At 70.8% G+C, this 17796-nt stretch carries 21 protein-coding genes; 16 read left to right on the top strand and 5 right to left on the bottom strand.

Features of this window, described 5'->3' with window-relative positions:
* The first annotated feature begins 5 nt into the window (after nt 1-5).
* Nucleotides 6-209, top strand: coding sequence for a hypothetical protein (locus SNAS_RS18735; RefSeq protein ID WP_013019026.1), 204 nt, complete (start codon nt 6-8; stop codon nt 207-209).
* Here the strand turns inward: SNAS_RS18735 and SNAS_RS18730 are convergent.
* Nucleotides 196-804, bottom strand: coding sequence for an NADPH-dependent FMN reductase (locus tag SNAS_RS18730; RefSeq protein WP_013019025.1), 609 nt, complete (start codon nt 802-804; stop codon nt 196-198). The genes SNAS_RS18735 and SNAS_RS18730 overlap by 14 nt on opposite strands.
* 81 nt (nt 805-885) lie before the next feature.
* Between SNAS_RS18730 and SNAS_RS18725 the strand changes: the two genes are divergently transcribed.
* Together SNAS_RS18725 and SNAS_RS18720 are read left to right on the top strand one after the other, a co-directional pair.
* Nucleotides 886-1365 (top strand): MarR family winged helix-turn-helix transcriptional regulator, encoded by a 480-nt coding sequence (locus SNAS_RS18725; RefSeq protein WP_013019024.1) that lies wholly within the window; start codon nt 886-888, stop codon nt 1363-1365.
* A gap of 67 nt (nt 1366-1432) precedes the next feature.
* Entirely contained in the window at nt 1433-1831 is a 399-nt protein-coding gene (locus tag SNAS_RS18720; RefSeq protein WP_052305295.1) for a GNAT family N-acetyltransferase, read from the top strand.
* 2 nt (nt 1832-1833) lie between these two features.
* Here SNAS_RS18720 and SNAS_RS18715 read toward each other — a convergent pair whose 3' ends face one another.
* Nucleotides 1834-2442, bottom strand: coding sequence for a TetR/AcrR family transcriptional regulator (locus tag SNAS_RS18715; protein WP_013019022.1), 609 nt, complete (start codon nt 2440-2442; stop codon nt 1834-1836).
* 111 nt (nt 2443-2553) lie between these two features.
* On the opposite strand from SNAS_RS18715, the gene SNAS_RS18710 reads away from it, so the two are divergent.
* Nucleotides 2554-3492 carry an MFS transporter gene (locus SNAS_RS18710; RefSeq protein WP_013019021.1) on the top strand — a complete coding sequence of 313 codons (939 nt, stop codon included), beginning with the start codon at nt 2554-2556 and terminating at the stop codon, nt 3490-3492.
* A 256-nt stretch (nt 3493-3748) separates the two neighbouring features.
* Here SNAS_RS18710 and SNAS_RS18705 read toward each other — a convergent pair whose 3' ends face one another.
* Nucleotides 3749-4039 (bottom strand): hypothetical protein, encoded by a 291-nt coding sequence (locus SNAS_RS18705; RefSeq protein ID WP_013019020.1) that lies wholly within the window; start codon nt 4037-4039, stop codon nt 3749-3751.
* Between the two features lie 97 nt (nt 4040-4136).
* A complete protein-coding gene (locus SNAS_RS18700) occupies nt 4137-5222 on the bottom strand; it encodes an LLM class flavin-dependent oxidoreductase (protein WP_013019019.1) in 1086 nt (361 codons plus the stop codon).
* A 156-nt stretch (nt 5223-5378) separates the two neighbouring features.
* On the opposite strand from SNAS_RS18700, the gene SNAS_RS18695 reads away from it, so the two are divergent.
* The 11 genes from SNAS_RS18695 to SNAS_RS18650 all read left to right on the top strand — a co-directional run bounded on the left by SNAS_RS18695 (nt 5379) and on the right by SNAS_RS18650 (nt 15496).
* A complete protein-coding gene (locus tag SNAS_RS18695; protein WP_013019018.1) occupies nt 5379-5924 on the top strand; it encodes an SMI1/KNR4 family protein in 546 nt (181 codons plus the stop codon).
* Nucleotides 5925-5933: 9 nt separating this feature from the next.
* Nucleotides 5934-6419 (top strand): DUF1905 domain-containing protein, encoded by a 486-nt coding sequence (locus SNAS_RS37680; protein WP_211207204.1) that lies wholly within the window; start codon nt 5934-5936, stop codon nt 6417-6419.
* The gene (locus SNAS_RS36785; RefSeq protein ID WP_425281047.1) at nt 6304-6687 is read left to right on the top strand and encodes a MarR family winged helix-turn-helix transcriptional regulator; all 384 of its coding nucleotides are present in this window, start codon (nt 6304-6306) and stop codon (nt 6685-6687) included. The genes SNAS_RS37680 and SNAS_RS36785 overlap by 116 nt, the downstream gene beginning before the upstream one ends.
* A gap of 73 nt (nt 6688-6760) precedes the next feature.
* On the top strand, nt 6761-7210 hold the full coding sequence (locus SNAS_RS18685; protein ID WP_013019016.1) for a hypothetical protein: 450 nt from the start codon (nt 6761-6763) through the stop codon (nt 7208-7210).
* Between the two features lie 90 nt (nt 7211-7300).
* Nucleotides 7301-8173, top strand: a complete 873-nt coding sequence (locus SNAS_RS18680) for a siderophore-interacting protein (protein WP_013019015.1) — start codon at nt 7301-7303, stop codon at nt 8171-8173.
* Nucleotides 8174-8181: 8 nt separating this feature from the next.
* The gene (locus SNAS_RS18675; protein WP_013019014.1) at nt 8182-9165 is read left to right on the top strand and encodes an ABC transporter substrate-binding protein; all 984 of its coding nucleotides are present in this window, start codon (nt 8182-8184) and stop codon (nt 9163-9165) included.
* Nucleotides 9162-10172 (top strand): FecCD family ABC transporter permease, encoded by a 1011-nt coding sequence (locus SNAS_RS18670; RefSeq protein WP_013019013.1) that lies wholly within the window; start codon nt 9162-9164, stop codon nt 10170-10172. The genes SNAS_RS18675 and SNAS_RS18670 overlap by 4 nt, the downstream gene beginning before the upstream one ends.
* The gene (locus SNAS_RS18665; RefSeq protein ID WP_013019012.1) at nt 10169-11188 is read left to right on the top strand and encodes a FecCD family ABC transporter permease; all 1020 of its coding nucleotides are present in this window, start codon (nt 10169-10171) and stop codon (nt 11186-11188) included. The genes SNAS_RS18670 and SNAS_RS18665 overlap by 4 nt, the downstream gene beginning before the upstream one ends.
* Nucleotides 11185-11985, top strand: coding sequence for an ABC transporter ATP-binding protein (locus tag SNAS_RS18660; protein WP_013019011.1), 801 nt, complete (start codon nt 11185-11187; stop codon nt 11983-11985). Before SNAS_RS18665 ends, SNAS_RS18660 begins: the two co-directional genes overlap by 4 nt.
* A 71-nt stretch (nt 11986-12056) precedes the next feature.
* Entirely contained in the window at nt 12057-15005 is a 2949-nt protein-coding gene (locus SNAS_RS18655; RefSeq protein ID WP_013019010.1) for an AfsR/SARP family transcriptional regulator, read from the top strand.
* Nucleotides 15006-15046: 41 nt separating this feature from the next.
* On the top strand, nt 15047-15496 hold the full coding sequence (locus SNAS_RS18650; RefSeq protein WP_013019009.1) for an RrF2 family transcriptional regulator: 450 nt from the start codon (nt 15047-15049) through the stop codon (nt 15494-15496).
* 34 nt (nt 15497-15530) lie between these two features.
* Here SNAS_RS18650 and SNAS_RS18645 read toward each other — a convergent pair whose 3' ends face one another.
* Nucleotides 15531-16529 carry a sulfite exporter TauE/SafE family protein gene (locus tag SNAS_RS18645; protein ID WP_013019008.1) on the bottom strand — a complete coding sequence of 333 codons (999 nt, stop codon included), beginning with the start codon at nt 16527-16529 and terminating at the stop codon, nt 15531-15533.
* A gap of 286 nt (nt 16530-16815) precedes the next feature.
* Here SNAS_RS18645 and SNAS_RS18640 point away from each other — a divergent pair, with 286 nt between their 5' ends.
* Complete coding sequence (locus SNAS_RS18640; protein ID WP_013019007.1) at nt 16816-17712, top strand: sulfite exporter TauE/SafE family protein; 897 nt, start codon at nt 16816-16818, stop codon at nt 17710-17712.
* Nucleotides 17713-17796 lie beyond the last annotated feature (84 nt).

The following is a 17796-nucleotide window of genomic DNA, read 5'->3' as shown; positions in this document are numbered from 1 at the left end:
CCATCATGTCAATCGCAGCGGGCAACACCATCTTCGTCGTCGCGCTGGTCCTCATCCTGGCCTTCGGGGCCACGATGCTGTGGCTGACGTTCCGCAACACCGACCGCCGTCGCGGTTCCGAGGTGGACGAGGACTTCGTGAACCGGCAGGTTCGCGAGAAGCGGTCCCGGGCCCGGTGGCACGAACCGCCGCCGCCTACCCTTCGGTGACCAGTTCCCGACTCTGGCGATAGTGGATGGTCGCGGCGACGACGTCCAGGAAGTCGGACACGAGGCGGCGCAGCCGGTCGCGCGAGCCCGCGTCGGCCAGTTCGCCGTCGTCGCCGTACGCCTTGTCGGCGAAGGCGAGGGTGAACATCTCGGGGTGCAGCCGGGCGCCGATGCCCTCCAGCGGGACCCGCAGCGCGATCAGTCCCCGGTGCCCTCCCACCGCCGAGGGCGAGGCCGACATGAGCAGGCCGTTGACGCCGATGGTCGGCCAGGGCTTGATCCGCGACACCCAGTCGATGAGGTTCTTGACGGTGCCGGGCATCGAGTAGTTGTACTCGGGCGAGACGATGACGACGCCGTCGTGTTCGCGCAGCAGATCGGCGAAGCGGTGGGCGGCGTCGGGGATGCCTTGGGCGGCTTGGATGTCGCCGTCGTACAGCGGCAGCGCGAACTCGCGCAGGTTCACCGGGTGCGGTCGCGCGCCCGCCGCGGCGAGGGCGCGTCGCGCCAGTTCGGCCAGCCGGGCGTTGTGGGAGCCGGTGCGGGCCGAGCCGGAGAAGACCAGGATGCGCGGGCCGGTGGTGGTGGGGGACATGGGATCACTCCGTTTAGTTGACATGTCACGTAAACCTAGCGCGGGATGTGTGACATGTCAACTATCGGCTAGGCTCGAGGCATGACGACGCGACCCCGCTGGCTGTCCGACTCCGAGATGCGCGCCTGGCTCGGCTACCGCCGGATGCGCAACCTGCTCGACCCGCGCATCGACCGGGACCTGCAGACGATGTCCGAACTGTCGGAGCAGGACTACGACGTCCTGTCGCATCTGTCCTCGATAGACGGACATCGGGCCCGGCTCACCGAACTGAGCGCCCGGCTGCGGTGGTCGCGCAGCCGCCTGTCGCATCACCTGGGCCGGATGGAGAAACGCGACCTGGTGACCCGCGAGGTCGACCCCGCCGACGGCCGGGGCGCCGTCGTCGCGCTGACGGACACCGGCCGCACCGCCATCGAGACCGCCGCGCCCGGCCACGTCGCCTCGGTGCGGCGGCACTTCATCGACCTGCTCAGCCCCGAGCAGATCGAGGTGCTGGGCGACATCGCCGAGACCGTGCTGTCGCGGCTGCGGACCGAGGACCCGCCGCCGGGTGGGTAGGATCCGCGAGGTGACCAAGCCCGACATCCGCCGCGCCACCGCCGCCGACCTGCCCGCGATCGTGGCCATGCTCGCCGACGACCCATTGGGCGCCACCCGCGAGACCCCCGGCGACCTGCGGCCCTACCGGACCGCGTTCGCGGCGCTGGACGCCGACGAGCGGCAGCACCTGATGGTCGCCGACCGCGACGGGACGGTCGTGGGGGTGTTGCAGCTGACCGTGATCCCGGGGCTGTCGCGCACCGCGATGACGCGCGGCCTCATCGAGGGGGTGCGGATCCACCGCGACGAACGCGGCGGCGGGCTGGGCTCGGACCTGATCCAGTGGGCCGTCGACGAGGCCCGGCGGCAGGACTGCGGTCTGGTTCAACTGACCACGGACATCACTCGTGAAGACGCGCACCGGTTCTACGAGCGGCTGGGCTTCGCCAAGTCCCACTATGGATACAAACTGTCGCTGAGCTGAGCTCAGTCGGCCACGAAGGTGCGCTTCAGCAGGAACGACAGGTGCTCGCGGATGGCGTCCTTGCTCCAGCCGCGCTCCCGGTACAGGGCCTCCAGCAGGTCGGTGGAGATCAGGGCCCACAGCATGTCGGTACCGGTGTCGAGGTCCCAGCGCGACGACAGTCTTCCGGCGGCGTCGAGGTTCTCGATCAGCATCCGGCAGTTGCGGCGCTGCCGGGTGCCGACCGCCGCGCGGTAGTCGGCCACGTCCGGGTCGTGGTGCATCGCCGAACGCACGGTGCGGTCCACGCCCATCGCCTCGATGTGGACCCGGACGAGGTGACCGGCCCATTCGTCGAGCGCGGCCACCGGATCGGGTTCGTCCCACACCCGCGTCAGCGAGTCCTCCAGTCCCAGCACCTCCACGACGTAGTCGTGCAGCGCCGGGATGAGCTCGGAACGATTGCTGAAGTGCAGGTACACCGCGCGCCGTGACACCCCGGCGCGTTTGGCCACTTCGGACATCGTCAGTGCCTCGAAGCCCTCGTCCTCCACGATCTGGTGGATGGCCTCCAGCAGCGCCGCCCGGGTGCGTGCCCCGCGGGCGTTCTGGGGTCCGGCTGTCGCGTTCATCACCGCTCCCGGAAATCGACAAAACTTCTCGCCGTGTGTAGTTTACATTCTGCACGCCCTGTGAAGTTTAGGAGCCGCCCGATGAAGACCCACCCCGACCGCTGGTGACTGGTGATCGCCGCCCGCGTCGTCCAGGGCGGCTTCGGGGCGCTGCTGTTCGTGCTCATGCCGGTGCTGGCCTCGGCGGCGGTGCGACCCCAGCTGCGCGGCCGGGCCATGGGCTGGATGTTCGCCATCGGCCCGCTGGGAGCCATCGCCGGCACCGCCGCGGTGGGCGTCATGATCGACAACATCGGCTGGTCGTCGATCTTCTTGCCGCACCTGCCGCTGGCCGCCGAGGGCCGCTACGCGTGGCTGGCGGTGGCGCTGCTGGCGATCCCGCCGGTACTGGCCTGGCGCCGCATGGAATCGGGGCGACTGGTGCTGAGCCTCCTGCGCGTCCCCGGCGTCCGTGCCCCCATGACAGCACTGTGGACGCAAGTCACCGGCCAGCTCGCGGTCTCGTTCCTGGTGCCGTTCTACATCCAGCGCTACCTCGACGCCGACTCCGCGCTGGCCGGACTGGTGCTGCTGGTGCTCCCGGCCGGGATGGTGCTGTTCAGCCCGCTGGGCGGCTGGCTCACCGACAACTGGGGCGCGCGCCGCACCGCGATCCTCGGCCTGGCGGTGCCGTTGGCCGCCACCGGATCCATGGCCTGGTTCGGCGAAACGTGGACCATCGCGGACCTGGCCTGGCGGCTGGGGCTGCTGGGAGTGGGCGCGGGCCTGTTCACCGGGGCCCAGACCGCGATGGCCATGGCGGCGGCCCCGGCCGACATGATGGGCTCGGTGTCGGCGGCCCTGAGCTTCGCGCGCCAGCTCGGGCTGGGAACGGCCCCGGCACTGGCCACAATCCTATGGGGACTGACCGGCTACGGGCTGGCGGGAATGCGCTTGGCCATCGCCGTGATCACCGCTCTCGGCCTCGGCGGCCTCTACGCCCTGTGGCGAGCCAGGACGGTGGCGCCACTCCCCACCGCCCCCGAGCCAGCGCGGGGTCGGGCGGCTTGAGCCGCGTCCGGCGACGGCAGCCGGACTTCGCCCGGCGCCGAAGCTTGGCGAGCGGGGCCGCGCTTTTGGTGACGCCGACCCGGCGACGTCTTCACCCGTGACGTCCCCGCTGGTCCGCCCGGCCGCCCCACGCGGTCGGGCGGGCGAGTGTTCGGCGGCGGTTTCGTCCACGTCGCCGGGTCGGTGTGAGCCGGGCGGCCAGACCCGGCTCGGTGGTCCCTCGGACCGCGTGGGCGCGCGGTTCGGGGGACCGGTGCTAAGCCCACGGGTGTGAGTAGGGGCTGATCTCGTCCCAGTCCTGGCCGGAGGCCGCCATCACCGTGCCGATGGCGGTCATCGCGTCGTTCTGGCCGCCGTAGGCCGAGGCCGTGACCCGGGGACGGGGTCCGCCGGTCTTGTGCACCACCGTCCACTGCCGACGGCCCACGTCGGAGATGAGCCGCAGCTGTTGCCGCTCGGCTCGGGTTCCGGCCCGCCACACCCGGAGCGTCTCGACGACGTACCGGGGTGCGGCGAACCGGGTTCGATCAGATGTTCTAAGGTCCATGACGCAACAGCATGCCCCGTTGGTGATCTTGGGGCATCAGCTATTCGTACATATGTATCAAGAGGTTCGGTGGTTGCGGAACAGGGCCCGCGTTGGTTCAGGCCATCCCGTACGCCTCGGCGATCAACCGGAACGACCGCAGCCGGGTCTCGTGTCCGTGCACGTTGGACACGATCATCAGCTCGTCGGCCTGGGTGGCCTTGATCAGCTCGTCGAGTTCCTGCCGCACCGCGTGCGGCTCGCCGAAGGCCACGTTGGCCAGCCACGAGTGCACGAACTCCGCCTCGGCGTCGGAGTAGCGGTACGCCTCGGCCTCCTCGGGCGAGGGCATCAGGCCGGGCCGCCCGCCACGGACGCGCAGCATGGCCAGCCCCATCGTGCGCGCCAGCCGGGCCGCCTCGTACTCGGTGTCGGCGGCGACCGCGCTGGCCGCGACCATCGCGTAGGGACGGTCCAGAACCGTTGAGGGCATGAAGTTCTCGCGGTACAGCTCCAGGGCGGGCAGCGTGTTGCGGGCCGCGAAGTGGTGCGCGAACGCGAACGGCAGCCCCAGTTGTCCTGCCAGTCGGGCGCCGTAGCCGCTGGAACCCAGCAGCCAGATCGGCGGCCGCGACGCGGTCGTGCCCGACAGCTTCGCCTGTACCGGACCGGGGACGGCGTGGATGTGCGCGTACGGGTGGCGGGGGCCGAAGGCGTCGTCCAGGAAACCGACGAGCTCGTCCAGCTGGCCGTCGAAGTCGTCGGGGTCGGGGTCGTTGTGGCGGCGCAGCGCCCGCATCGTCGCCTGGTCGGTGCCCGGGGCGCGGCCGAGGCCCAGATCGATGCGGCCCGGGTGCAGCGCCTCCAGGGTGCCGAACTGTTCGGCCACCACCAGCGGCGCGTGGTTGGGCAGCATCACCCCGCCCGAGCCGAGCCGGATCGTGTCGGTGGCCGCTGCCAGGTGGGCCAGCAGCACCGCGGGGGAGGAGGACGCGATGCCCGGCATGGAGTGGTGCTCGGCCACCCACAACCGGTGGTACCCCAGCGCTTCGGCCTGCCGGGCGTTGTCGGTGGTGGTGCGCAGTGCCGTGGCCACGTCGCTGCCGGAGCTGACGGTGGCCAGGTCCAGGACGGACAGCGGCACGGCCGCGTCGCCCCGGGCGCTGCCCCGGATCGGGTCGGGTGTCTGTGGGGTGTCGTTCACGTCGCGCTTCCCTTCGCTGTCGGATACCGCTGTCCACAGCGGTCCGGGCCCCGACGATATTTCGCGCCGCGACGTGCGCCACGTCCCACCCAGGGTGCCGGGGTCGTCACCATTTCGGATATGTACTCCGCCTGCGTGGCCCGGTAAGGTGCGTTCATGATGGACGCGGCCGACACCGTCTGGTCGGTGCTGCTGGGCCAGATGGTGGTGGCCAAGCAGGCCATCGCCGAGGCTGACCCGGGTCGGCTGGAGCCGTTCTCGCCGCCGCGTCCCAAGGCCACCGAGGTCGAGATCGCGGCCTTCGAAATCCAGACGGGGCAACGGCTTCCGACGTCCTACCGGGAGTTCCTGTCGCACGCCAACGGCTGGCCGTACTTCTACTTCGACATGGACCTGTTCGGTTTGGCCGAGCTGTCCGGGAGCGGGCAGCACCGGCTGGCCGACGAACTGCTGACGATCTACGCCGACGACGAGGTGCTCGACGACATCGGCCTGGACCACGACGCGCTGCTGCCGGTGGCGGCCGGTCGGGGCATGCGGCACCTGGTGGCCATCGTGCGGACCGGTCTTCCCGACGCCGGACAGGTGACGTGGCTGGACGGCGAGCAGGTCGGTCGCTACCCGGACTTCCGCGCGTACTTCACCGCCATGACCCAGTTCCTGATGGGACAGGCACTGCGGCTGCGCGACGCACAGTCCTAAGGTGAGCGGATGGAGATCGCGTTCACCGGCCAGCTGTGGTACTGGCGGGGCCCGGCGCCGTGGCATTTCGTGACCGTGCCGCCCGAGGAGTGCGCGCTGCTGGCCGACGCCTCGGCGACGGTGACCTACGGGTGGGGGATGATCCCGGTCGGCGTCCGGATCAACGACACCCATTGGACGACGTCGTTGTGGCCCAGGGACGGCGGCTACATCGTGCCGGTGAAGGCGTGGGTGCGCCGGGCCGAGGGCCTGGACGTGGGCGACGCCGTGACCGTCGAGCTGACGGTCGATGCCTTAACAGCCCGCGATACGGAAGACTGTGCCGGTGACCACGAACTCTCAACCGCCGGTGACCAGTGCCTCGATCATCGTGCTGACCCTGGCGCGCCGGATCGAGTCCGAGCTGAACGCCGGGCTGGCGCCGCTGGACCTGACGGTCAGCAGGCTCGGTCTCATCGGTCACATCAACGCGGTTCCCGGCGCGTCCTTCAGTGACCTGGCCCGGATGTCCAGCACGAGCGTCCAGACGGTGCACGCGACGGTGAAGACGCTGGTGCGTTCCGGGCTGGTGCGCGATCGCAAGGCCCGCGCCGGTTCTGCCTCCACCATCGAGCTGACCGAGCAGGGCACCCGGCTGCTGGCGGCGGCCAAGGACGTGATCGCCGAGGTCGACGAGCGACTGTTCGGCGCCGAGGCCGATCCGGTGCAGCGGGAGATCGGCCGGGCGGTGCTGGACGCGTTTCGCGACCAGCGGCCGGACTGAGCCACGCGACCCCAGCCTTCAGGGCACCTGAAGCTTCGATTAAGCTTCAACAACCCTGAAGCTTGGAGTTGTCATGAACCTCGTCCTGCTGTCGATCCACGTGGTGGCCAGCATCGTCTTCGTGGGCGGCTCGGCCGTGGCCGCGAGCCTGTTCCCGCGCTACGCCCCGGTCCTGCCCGAAACCGATGCGGGCGAACGCAATCCGGCGACCGCGAGACTGCTGCACCGCATCACCGGAGGGTACGCCGCCGTCGGCCTGATCGTCCCGATCGCCGGGATCGCGCTGGCGACCCTGCAGGACCGGATGGGCGAAATCTGGATCACCGTCGCGATGGGACTGACCGCCGCGGCGGCACTGCTGTTGGCCGTGCAGATCCATCCCCGGCAGCGCGAGGCCCTCAAGACCCCCGACGACGGCCGCCAGCTGCGCACCCTGGCGATGCTCGCCGGGATCTACAACGTCCTGTGGGTCATCGTCGTGGTGCTCATGATCGTGCGTCCCGGGGCCGCCCCGTCGGCGTGACGAGAGTCCGCCTCGGTCCACCTCGACCACGCCCGCCGATTTAGTTAGGTTAGGCTCCGCTAACTTTTCGGTTCACTGTTGGGAGCGCGCATGAGGTGGTTGAAAGACCGGGAACGGCATCGGGAGCTGATCGCCGAGGTCAAGGCGGGCACCGAACCCGCCCGGGTGCCGTACCCGATCCGGATCCGCGAGGCCGAGGTCCTGCGCACCACCCCCGTCGGCACCGGCCTGATCCGGGTCACCCTGGGCGGCCCCGGCACCGAGGGCTTCGAAGCCCACGCCCCCGACGAGCACGTCAAACTGTGCTACCCCGAACCCGACGGCACCCTGCGGCTGCCCGAACCCAACGGCCTGATGCTGGCCTGGCCCCGCCCCTCACCCACCACAAGGGAATACACGGTGCGGCGCTTCGACGCGGCCACCGGCGAACTCGACATCGACATCGCCGTCCACGGCGACGGCCTGGGCGCGGACTGGGCCCGCACCGTCGCGCCCGGCGCCACCATCCACGTCGCGGGCCCGCCCGGCGGCGCCATCGTCCCGTTCCGCTACGACCGGTACCTGCTGGCCGGGGACATCACCGCGCTGCCCGCCATCGCCCGCTGGCTGGAGGAACTGCCGCGCGACGCCAAGGGCTGGGCCTTCATCGAGGTCGCCGACGCCGACGAACAGATCCAGCTGTCGCCGCCCGAGGCGGTCGCGGTCACCTGGCTGCATCGCGGCGAGGCACCCGCCGGATCGCTCGACCTGCTCGCCGAGGCCGTCACGGCGGTGACCGTCCCCGAGGGCGAACGCGTCCACGTCTGGGCCGCCGGGGAGGCCGGGTGCCTGAAACCGTTGCGGCGCTGGGTCCGGGACGACCTGAAGCTCGACAAGGCCGACCACAACATCACCGGCTACTGGAAACGTGGCGTCGCCGACTACGACGAGGACGACCACAACCACTCCCACTCACACGATTAAGGAAAACCATGCGGAAGAACTGGCGCCTGCTCGGCGCCGTCGCGATAGCCTGCGCCCTGGTCACGGCCGGTTGCGGTTCCAGCGGCGACGACGCCGCCGGGAAGACCCGGGTCGTCAAGGCCGACAACGGAAAGATCACCATCCCCGAGAACCCGAAACGGGTCGTGGCCACCGGCTACGCCGTCCCGGCGCTGATCGAGGCCGACGCGCCGCTGGTGGGCATCTCCACCTGGAAACGCGGCGTCCCGATGATGTCCAAGTCGGAGAAGGCCACCTACGACAAGCTCGACAAGGTCGCCGGTGAGGCCGCCGCCGAGACCAACTACGAGGCGATCGCCGAGGCCAAACCGGACCTGATCGTCATCGGCGTCCCCAAGCCGGTGCTGGCCGACGTCGACCTCAAGCGGCTGGAAGAGGTGGCGCCGGTCGTGGCGATCGGCCCGACCGTGCCCTCGGCGTGGCGCGACCTCTCGCAACGCCAGGCCGACGCCGCGGGCGCCCTGAAGGGCTTCAACGCCGCCAAGGGCGACTACGAGGACAAGGCGAAGGAACTGTCCGAAAAGTACGGTGACGTGCTGCCGGACGTGAAGCTGGCCCACGTGGGCGCCTACGGCGAGATCGACAAGGGCACCTTCCAGCGCGAGTTCGACGACTCCTGGGGCACCAACGTCGCCAACGACATCGGCGCGACCTACTACGGCGAGGTCAAGGAGAAGGGCGGCGGCTCCAAGGACGTCAGCGAATACCCCTCGATCGAGGAACTGCCCGAAGCCCTCGGCGACGCCGAGGCCATCACCTACTCCGTCGGCCCGGACGGCGAACCGCTCAAGTCGGTCAAGTACGTCCTGGGCTCGAAACTGTGGAAGAACCTCCCGGCCGTCAAGGCGGGCAAGACCTTCCCGATCCGCTACACCGAGGCCGCGACCTACGGCGACGCCCTGCTCGCCCTGGACGCGCTCGACGAATCACTCGCACCGCTGCTGAAGAAGTGACGACCACCCCCGCCACCACCCGAAGCCCGGCCGCCCGGCACGTCCTCGTGCTGGCGGCCGGGCTGGTGCTGCTGGCCGCGGCCGTGATCGTCGGCCTGGGCGTCGGTGCCCGTTCCGTCCCGCCCGCCGAGGTGGTGCGGGCCCTGTTCGCCTTCGACGGCGGCGACGACCATCTCGTCGTCCACGATGTCCGGATCCCCCGGGCGCTTCTGGGCATCGGCGTCGGGGCCGCCCTGGCCGTGGCCGGAGTGCTCATCCAGACCCTGACGCGCAACCCGCTGGCCGAACCCGGACTGCTGGGCGTCACCTCCGGCGCCGGATTCACCGTCATCCTGGGCGCCGCCGCGGGCCTGGCCACCGGCGCGGTCACCGAACTCGGCTTCGCCGCGCTGGGAGCCGTCGCCGCCGCGACCCTCGTCTACGCCGTCGGCCGCTCCAGTCCACTGCGGCTGGTCCTCACCGGGGTCGCGCTCAGCGCCGTCCTGACCGGCATCGGACTGGGACTGCGGCTGATGCTGCCCGACGTGTTCGACCAGTACCGGTTCTGGTCGGTGGGTTCGCTGGCGGGCCGCGAACAGGCGCCGCTGGCGGTGCCGCTGACCGTCATCGGCCTCGCCCTGGTCGCGGCGCTGCTGCTGAGCCGCCCGCTGGCGGCCGTGTCCCTGGGCGACACCGTCGCGCACACCCTGGGCGCCAACGTCACCCGGATCCGGCTGTCGGCCCTGATCGTCGTGACCACTCTGGTCGGAGCCGCGACCGCGGTGGCGGGCCCGATCCTGTTCGTCGGCCTGATCGTGCCGCAACTGGCGCGCCGCCTGGCCACCGGCTCCGTCGGCTGGCTCATCGGCTACGCCGTCGTCCTGGGCGCCATCCTGATGCTGGCCGCCGACACCATCGCCCGGGTGCTGCTGCCCACCGGCGAGGTCCCGGTCGCCATCGTCACCGCGTTCTTGGGCGGCCCGGCCCTCATCGCCGCCGTCCGTCGTGATCGGACCGTGGCGACGTGACCCTCCTCCTCGTCAAGACCGGTGACCGGTTCGTGCGCGTCGAACGCCGCACCGCCGTGCTGTCGATCGCCCTGGTCGCCACGATTCTCACCGTCGGCCTGCTGGGCCTGTGCTACGGGGCCTCGTGGAAGAGCCCCGGCGACGTGATCGCCGCGTTGGCCGGAACCGGCGACTCGGTCGTCGTCGTACGCGACTGGCGGCTGCCGCGCGTCCTGGCCGCCATCGTCTTCGGCGCCGCCCTCGGCGTGGCCGGGGCGATCTTCCAGAACCTCACCCGCAACCCGCTGGGCAGCCCCGACGTCATCGGCCTGGACGCCGGTGCCTACACCGGCACCCTCGTGGCCCTGACCGTCCTGTCGGGAACATCGGTGCAACTGGCGACCAGCTCCGTCATCGGCGGTCTGCTCGTGGCCGCGACGATCTACCTGCTGGCGATGCGCGGCGGCGTCTCCGGGCTGCGGCTGATCATCATCGGCATCGCCGTCAACGCGATGGTGACCGCGCTGAACTCCTGGATCGTGCTGCGCGCCGAACTGGAGGTCGCGATCGCCGCCGTCGGCTGGAGCGCGGGCTCCCTCAACGGCGTCGACTGGGCCGACGTGGCACTGCCGTTGGCCATCATCGTGGTGCTGTTGGCCGCCATGGTCACCCGCGCCGGGGCGGTACACCAGGCCGCGCTGGGCAACGCCGTGGCCGCCACCACCGGGGTGCGGCTGGGCCGGTTGCGGCTGACGATGATCGCCATCGGCGTCGGCCTCACCGCGACGGTCACCGCCGTGGCCGGGCCGATCGCGTTCATCGCGCTGGCCGCCCCGCAGATCGGCCGCCGCCTGGCGCGCGCCCCCGGGGTGCCGCTGCTCCCGGCCGCCCTGTGCGGCGCGGTGTTGTTGCAGGTGGCCGACCTGGGCGCGCAACTGCTGCTGGCGCCGGTGTCGCTGCCGGTCGGCGTCGTCACCACCGCCATCGGCGGGGCTTACCTGATCTGGCTGTTGACCACCGAGGTGAAACGCTCATGAACGACAACGCCCACCCCGTGCGGCTGTCCGCCCGCGACCTGACCCTGCGCTACGGCGACCGGGTGGTGGCCACCGGTCTGAGCCTCGACATCCCCGACCGGGCGTTCACCGTGATCGTCGGACCCAACGCCTGCGGCAAGTCCACACTGCTGCGAGCCCTGGTGCGACTGCTGCGCCCCGCCGAGGGCTCCGTCCGGCTCGACGAGGCCGACCTGGCCGCGCACCCGGCGAAACAACTGGCCCGGACCCTGGGCTTCCTGCCGCAGGATCCACTGTCGCCGGACGACATCAAGGTGCGGCAACTGGTCGCGCGGGGCCGGTACCCGCACCAGTCGGCGCTGTCGCTGTGGTCGCGCGCCGATGAGGAGGCCGTCGCCGAGGCCATGGCCACCGCCGGAGTCGCCGACCTGTCCGAACGGCTGGTCACCGAACTGTCGGGCGGGCAGCGGCAACGCGTGTGGGTGGCGATGGTGCTGGCGCAGCAGACCCCCTACCTGCTGCTGGACGAGCCGACCTCGTTCCTGGACCTGGCGCACCAGTACCGGTTGCTGGACCTGCTGGCCCGGCTGCGCGACGAGGGCCGCACCGTCATCGCGGTCCTGCACGACATCAACCAGGCCTGCCGCTACGCCGACCACCTGATCGCCATGAAGGACGGACGCGTCGTCGCCGAGGGCCCCGCCAAGACCATCGTGGACGCCGAACTCGTCGACGACGTCTTCGACCTCCCCAGCGTCGTGGTCGACTGCCCGACCACCGGAGCCCCGATGGTGGTTCCCGAACCGGGACACCGGTAACCGCTGGAACACGGCTTCGGTCCGGGGTGGACCCGTAACGGACGAATCCGGGCACATGGTTGCATATAAGAATGCTTACTCAAGGCGATGAACCGCTGATCCGGTTGCTCGGTGACGTGTCGATCGTCGTCAACGGTGAGCCGGTCTCGGCGGGTACGCCGAAGCAGGCGTGTGTGTTGGCGTGTCTGGCCTGGACGCCGGGTACGCCGGTGGACACTGACACGATCATCGAGCGGGTCTGGGACGGTGACGCCCCCGCCAATCCGCGTAATACCTTGTCGCCGTATGTGACCCGGCTGCGTTCCCTCCTGTCCGACACGGGCGCGACCATCACCGGTAAGAGCGGTACCTACACCCTCAACGTCGCCGACACCGACGTCGACGTCCACGCCATGCGAACCCTCGCCGCCCGCGCCCGCGACGTCCCCGCCCACCACCCCGACGCGATCAGCCTGCGCCGCAAGGCATTGCGGCTGTGGCGCGGCTCGCCGCTGTCGCGCGTCGACTGCCGCTGGGCCGACGCGATCTCGGTGACCCTCGAACCCGAACACGTCAGCCTGTGGACCGACCTGTTCGACGCGGAACTGGCCCAGGGCAACCACGCCACCATCCTGGGAGAACTGTCGCAGCTTCACAACCGCCATCCCGACAACGAGAACCTCATCGGACAGTACATGGTGGCGCTGTACCGGTGCGGACGCGGCGTGGAGGCCCTGGAGACGTTCCGGCGCACCGATTCCCGGTTCCGCCGCGAGTTCGGCATCGACGCGTCGCGGCGGCTGGCCGAACTACAGCGCCGCATCCTCGCCGACGATCCGTCCCTGTCGGACACCGCCGCCGCCAAGACCAGCACCGAACCCGTCCCGGCGCAGCTGCCCGAGCCGCCGCCGGGCTTCGTGGGCCGCAGTGCCGAACTGCGCGCCGCCGACGACCAGGTGGCGCGGGGACGGCGCGCGGTGGCGTTCGTCGGTCCCGGCGGCATGGGCAAGACCTCGCTGGCCCTGTGGTGGGCGCATCGCGTCGCCGCCGATTTCGCCGACGGCCAGCTGTTCGCCGACCTGCGCGGCTACTCCGGCGAGGAACCGGTACCGACATCCCGGATCCTGGCCGGATTCCTGCGAGCCCTTGGCCACAACGACTCCGACCTGCCCACAGGGGAGTCGGAGCTGGCGGGCATGTACCGCACGGCGCTGGCCAAGAAGAACGTCCTCATCGTGCTGGACAACGCCGCCGGCCCCGCGCAGGTCCGGCCACTGCTGCCCGGCGACGGCAACTGCCTGGCCGTCCTCACCAGCCGCGACGACCTGCGCGGCCTCAAAGTCGACCACGACGTGGCCACCATCGGCGTCGGCGAACTGTCCACACCCGACGCGGTGGCGATCCTGTCGGCCCACGTCACCGCCGCCCCCGAGGCCCGCGACCAGCTGGAGCGACTGGCGGAACTGTGCGGCCACCTGCCGCTGGCGATCCGGCTGGCCGCCAGTCGCCTGCCCTCCGGTTCGGCCGAGGAACTGTCCGCACTGGTCACCGACCTGGAGTCCGGCGACCGGCTGGCGACCCTGTCGCGGCCCGGCGAGACCGTCGGCGGCCTGGCCGCCACCATCGAGTCCTCCTACCGCCGACTGGATCCCGCCGCCCGCGAGGTCTTCGAACTGCTGGGCGCCCACCCCAGCGGCGAGGCCGACGCGGCGGCACTGGCCAACGCCGTGGGCCGTCCGGTCGCGCAGGTGAACCGCAGCCTGCGGCGCCTGGAGGCCGCCCACCTCGCGCACCGGGTCGAGTCCCGTTGGGGCGTCCACGATCTGGTCAAGGAGTTCGCGGCCCGCGCGGCCGGTGACGTCGGTGACCGGCTGGGCCGCCTGTACGACTGGTACGCGATGGGCGTCCTGGGCGCCGACGGCCACATCTACGGTCCCCGGCCGCAACTGCGGGTCGACACGACCGTCCCGCCGCCGGAGTTCGACGGCGCGGGCGAGGCCGACGCCTGGGTGGAGCCGCGCGTCGACGTGTTCCTGGCCGCGATCGACCAGGCCGCCGCGCGGCACCGCGACCAGGCGCTGCGACTGGTGACAGGACTGTGGCGGTACCTGTGGCGGCGCGGCATGTACGACGCCTGGATCACCGCCCAGCACACCGTTCTGGACGCGTTCGGCGAGGACGCCGACGCGCGGGTGCGCTGCCAGCTGCTGATGGGCCTCGGCAACGCCTACAACTGCGCCGGACGGCACGACAAGGGCGCCGGGCACATCCGCGCCGCCTACGACCTGGCCCAGGACCTGGACGTGGAGGAACGCGCCAAGACCGCCGGGGCCCTGGGGGTGCTGTTGAGCGACTGCGGTTCCAGCCGCGAGGCACGGTCCTATCTGGAACAGGCCCGGGACCTGTACGCCAAGGCCGCGGTGCCCGGCCGGGTGGCGGTGTCGCAGTACGAACTGGGACGGCTGGACTACCGCGACGAGGTCTTCGCCGACGCCCTGGACCGGTTCGCCGAGGCGGTGGCGGTGTGGGAGTCGCTGGCCCCGGGTTCGGTCGCGATCGGGCTGACCAGCCTGGGCCGCACCCAGGCGCGACTGGGACGGCTGGCCGAGGCCGCGACCACTCTGGAGCGCGCGGTGGCGGCGGCCCGCGACCTGTCGCACCCGTCGGTGGAGAGCTACGCGCTGAGCATCCTGGCGATCGTGCTGCACCGCAACGGCAGTACCCGGGCGGGCTGGCGACGGCACCGGGAGGCGATCGCGTTGACGCCCCGGGTCACCCACGCCGACCTGCGCGTCGAGATCCACAACTTCGCCGGGGTGTTCCGCGCCCAGGCCGAGCAGCCCGAGGCCGCGATCGAGTACCACCACGTCGCGCTGGCACTGGCCGAGGAGGCCGACGCCGGATACGAGAAGGCCCGGGCCCACCAGGGACTCGCCGACGCCTACGCCGCGCGGGACGACGCCGAGGCGGCGGCACACCGGCGGGCCGCGGCGGCCGGATTCGCGCTGGCACAGACCCCGCCGCCGAGCGACCTGCTGTGACCGGCGCGGTGCGCCCTGTCGGATAGGTGACAATAGGTTCCATGCGTCTATCCGCCCGTGTCGACTATGCCCTGCGCGCCGCCGTGGAACTGACTTCGGTGGGGGAGGAGTGGCTGTCGGCGGAGAAGGTCGCCGGAGCCCAGAAGATCCCCGGGAAGTTCTGTGAGTCCATCCTGCTGCAACTGCGGCGCGGCGGTCTCATCGAGTCGCGGCGCGGCCCCGACGGCGGCCACCGGCTGGCCCGTCCGGCCAAGGAAATCTCGCTGGCCGATGTCATCCGGGTCGTGGACGGCCCGCTGGTGGGGGTGCGCGGCCAGCGTCCGGAGCATGTGGACTACGACGGCACCGCCGCGGCGCTGCGGGACGTGTGGATCGCGTTGCGGGCCAGCGAACGCAAGATCCTGGAGTCGGTGACCCTTGCCGACGTCGCCGGTGGCAAGCTGCCCGCCGCGGTGCGCAAACTCGCCGCCGACCCAGCGGCGTGGCGGTGACGGCCCGAGGCCGTCGCCGCCACGAAAAGACGTACTAGCTGGTGGGCGTCGAGGTGCCGGTGGCCGCCGGTTGCGGTTCCGCCTCGGCGGTGCCATCGGCGGCTGACCGGCTCGTGGCCACCGGCCGCGGTTCGCGCTCGGCGGCGTCATCGTCGCCGGTGAGGCCGACGGGTTCACGGTCACCGGCGCGTCCGATGAAGTGGGCGGCCACGGCGATGCCCACGAGCGCGGCGCAGGCCAGCAGCGTCACGACGCCCGGCACGTCCCACAGCGCCATGCCCGAGCCGAGCAGCAGCACCGCCAGGGCCCAGCGCAGGATCGACTCCGGCGCCCGGGCCGACAGTTTCGCGCCGACGTAGATGCCGGGGATGGCTCCCAACAGGACGGTTCCGGCCAGCGCCAGCTGGGTGTCCCCGAAGATCCAGTGCCCCAGCGCGGCCGAGGCCACCAGCGGGATGGCCTGCACCAGGTCGGTGCCCACGAGTTCGTTGGCGCGCAGCCTCGGGTGGGTCAGCATCAGCAGCACGATGATCAGTGATCCGGAGCCCACCGAGGTCACACCGACGATCAGGCCGCCGACCACGCCGATGAGCAGCGCCGGTACCGGCTTGATGCGAGTCGGTCCGTCGGTGGTCGCGGTGCCGCGCCGCCGGGACAGGATGATCCGGGCGAACATTCCCACGACGGCCAGCAGCAGTGCCGCGCCGATGATGAGTTTGAGTCCGTCCTGCACGGCCTTCCCGTCGCCGAGCAGGCTGATCAGCCAGGCCCCGGCGAAACCGGCGGGTATCGCGGTGGGCAGCAACCATCTGACGAGATCCCAGCGGACCGTTCCGGCCCGGTGGTGAACGACGGCCCCGACGGGTTTCATGGCCACCGAGGCGGTCAGGTCGCTGCCGACCGCGGCGGTGGGGTTGACCCCGAAGACCAGCACCATGATGGGCGTCATCAGGGCACCACCGCCCATTCCGGTCAGTCCGACCGACAGGCCGACGAGTACGCCGGCGACGATGACGAGTAGCGAGATGTCCATGCGGCCACCGTTCCACGAGTCCGGGGCGAAAGTCTATGTTCTCGACCATATTAGTAGAAGTAGTGGACAATTCCGCCGCTGTGGCGATGCGTGTCGGTCCCAAAATCCGGCCACTGTGTCCGTGAGGCGGCTGGTACGCCGCTCCGGCACCGGATCCCGCATCGGCCTTTTGGCCGGTATCGCATGGCCCTTCACATCACTGGACTGGTTCGCGTCGGGGGAGTAAGATAGCCTACTAATCCCACTAAATAAGTCGACAATATAGGGATTATGTGAAGGACTGACCATGCCCGCATTGATCATCATCGCCTTCGTAGGCATAGCCGCCCAGCTCATCGACGGGGGGCTGGGGATGGGCTACGGCGTCATCTCCACCTCCCTGCTACTGCTGGCCAGCCTCAACCCGGCCGCCGCCTCCGCCTCGGTGCACCTCGCCGAGATCGGCACCACCCTGGTGTCGGGCGCCTCGCACTGGAAATTCGGCAACATCGACTGGAACGTCGTGGCCCGCATCGCCGTCCCCGGCGCCGTTGGCGCGTTCATCGGCGCCTACGCCCTGTCGTCCATCCCCGCCGACAACGCCAAACCCTGGACCAGCGGCATCCTGCTCCTGTTGGGCGCCTACCTGCTGATCCGCTTCAGCCGCGGCCACGCCCCCGTCGACCCCACCAAACCCCCGCCCCGCTCCAAGTTCCTGGTACCGCTGGGCCTGGTCGCCGGAACCGTCGACGCCACCGGCGGAGGCGGCTGGGGACCCATCGCCACCCCCACCCTGTTGGCCTCCAAACGCCTCGACCCGAAGAAGATCATCGGCTCGGTGTCGGCCGCCGAGTTCGCCGTCGCCATCGCCGCCACCGCCGGATTCGGCTTCGGCAGCGCCATCGACGGCGTCGTGTGGCCCACCGTCGCCGCCCTGCTCATCGGTGGCGTCATCGCCGCCCCCATCGCGGCGTGGCTGGTGCGCAGACTGCCCACCCGCATCCTCGGCGTCGCCGTCGGCGGCATCATCGTCGGCACCAACGCCAACACCATCCTGGGCGCGCTCGAGGCCACCGCCCCGATCTACTACGTCAGCTTCGCCGTGCTGGCCGTCGCCTGGATCACCGCGCTGACGCTGGTGCTGCGCACCAAGGCGCTGGCACCCACCGAAGCCGAGACCGAACCCGCCGAGGCCACGGCCTGAGAAGACCACCGCTCCTGTCGCCGCACACCGCCCGTCCCCGTACAACACCCGTTGTCGGGGACGGGCGTTTGTAGACTGCAAGAG

The sequence above is a fragment of the Stackebrandtia nassauensis DSM 44728 genome, assembly GCF_000024545.1.
In the GTDB taxonomy this organism is placed as follows: Bacteria; Actinomycetota; Actinomycetes; order Mycobacteriales; family Micromonosporaceae; genus Stackebrandtia; species Stackebrandtia nassauensis.
This window is presented reverse-complemented; position numbering and strand designations above follow the sequence as displayed.

Excerpts from the sequence above, each read along its gene's own strand:
- SNAS_RS18685 (WP_013019016.1), top strand. The coding sequence starts at position 6,761 with ATGAACCTCGTCCTGCTGTCGATCCACGTGGTGGCCAGCATCGTCTTC.
- SNAS_RS18725 (WP_013019024.1), top strand. The coding sequence starts at position 886 with ATGACGACGCGACCCCGCTGGCTGTCCGACTCCGAGATGCGCGCCTGG.
- SNAS_RS18720 (WP_052305295.1), top strand. The coding sequence starts at position 1,433 with ATGCTCGCCGACGACCCATTGGGCGCCACCCGCGAGACCCCCGGCGAC.
- SNAS_RS37680 (WP_211207204.1), top strand. The coding sequence starts at position 5,934 with ATGGAGATCGCGTTCACCGGCCAGCTGTGGTACTGGCGGGGCCCGGCG.
- SNAS_RS18645 (WP_013019008.1), bottom strand. The coding sequence starts at position 16,529 with ATGGACATCTCGCTACTCGTCATCGTCGCCGGCGTACTCGTCGGCCTG.
- SNAS_RS18680 (WP_013019015.1), top strand. The coding sequence starts at position 7,301 with ATGAGGTGGTTGAAAGACCGGGAACGGCATCGGGAGCTGATCGCCGAG.
- SNAS_RS18650 (WP_013019009.1), top strand. The coding sequence starts at position 15,047 with ATGCGTCTATCCGCCCGTGTCGACTATGCCCTGCGCGCCGCCGTGGAA.
- SNAS_RS18715 (WP_013019022.1), bottom strand. The coding sequence starts at position 2,442 with ATGAACGCGACAGCCGGACCCCAGAACGCCCGCGGGGCACGCACCCGG.
- SNAS_RS18695 (WP_013019018.1), top strand. The coding sequence starts at position 5,379 with ATGATGGACGCGGCCGACACCGTCTGGTCGGTGCTGCTGGGCCAGATG.
- SNAS_RS18730 (WP_013019025.1), bottom strand. The coding sequence starts at position 804 with ATGTCCCCCACCACCACCGGCCCGCGCATCCTGGTCTTCTCCGGCTCG.
- SNAS_RS18705 (WP_013019020.1), bottom strand. The coding sequence starts at position 4,039 with ATGGACCTTAGAACATCTGATCGAACCCGGTTCGCCGCACCCCGGTAC.
- SNAS_RS18675 (WP_013019014.1), top strand. The coding sequence starts at position 8,182 with ATGCGGAAGAACTGGCGCCTGCTCGGCGCCGTCGCGATAGCCTGCGCC.
- SNAS_RS18640 (WP_013019007.1), top strand. The coding sequence starts at position 16,816 with ATGCCCGCATTGATCATCATCGCCTTCGTAGGCATAGCCGCCCAGCTC.
- SNAS_RS18735 (WP_013019026.1), top strand. The coding sequence starts at position 6 with ATGTCAATCGCAGCGGGCAACACCATCTTCGTCGTCGCGCTGGTCCTC.
- SNAS_RS18660 (WP_013019011.1), top strand. The coding sequence starts at position 11,185 with ATGAACGACAACGCCCACCCCGTGCGGCTGTCCGCCCGCGACCTGACC.
- SNAS_RS18655 (WP_013019010.1), top strand. The coding sequence starts at position 12,057 with ATGCTTACTCAAGGCGATGAACCGCTGATCCGGTTGCTCGGTGACGTG.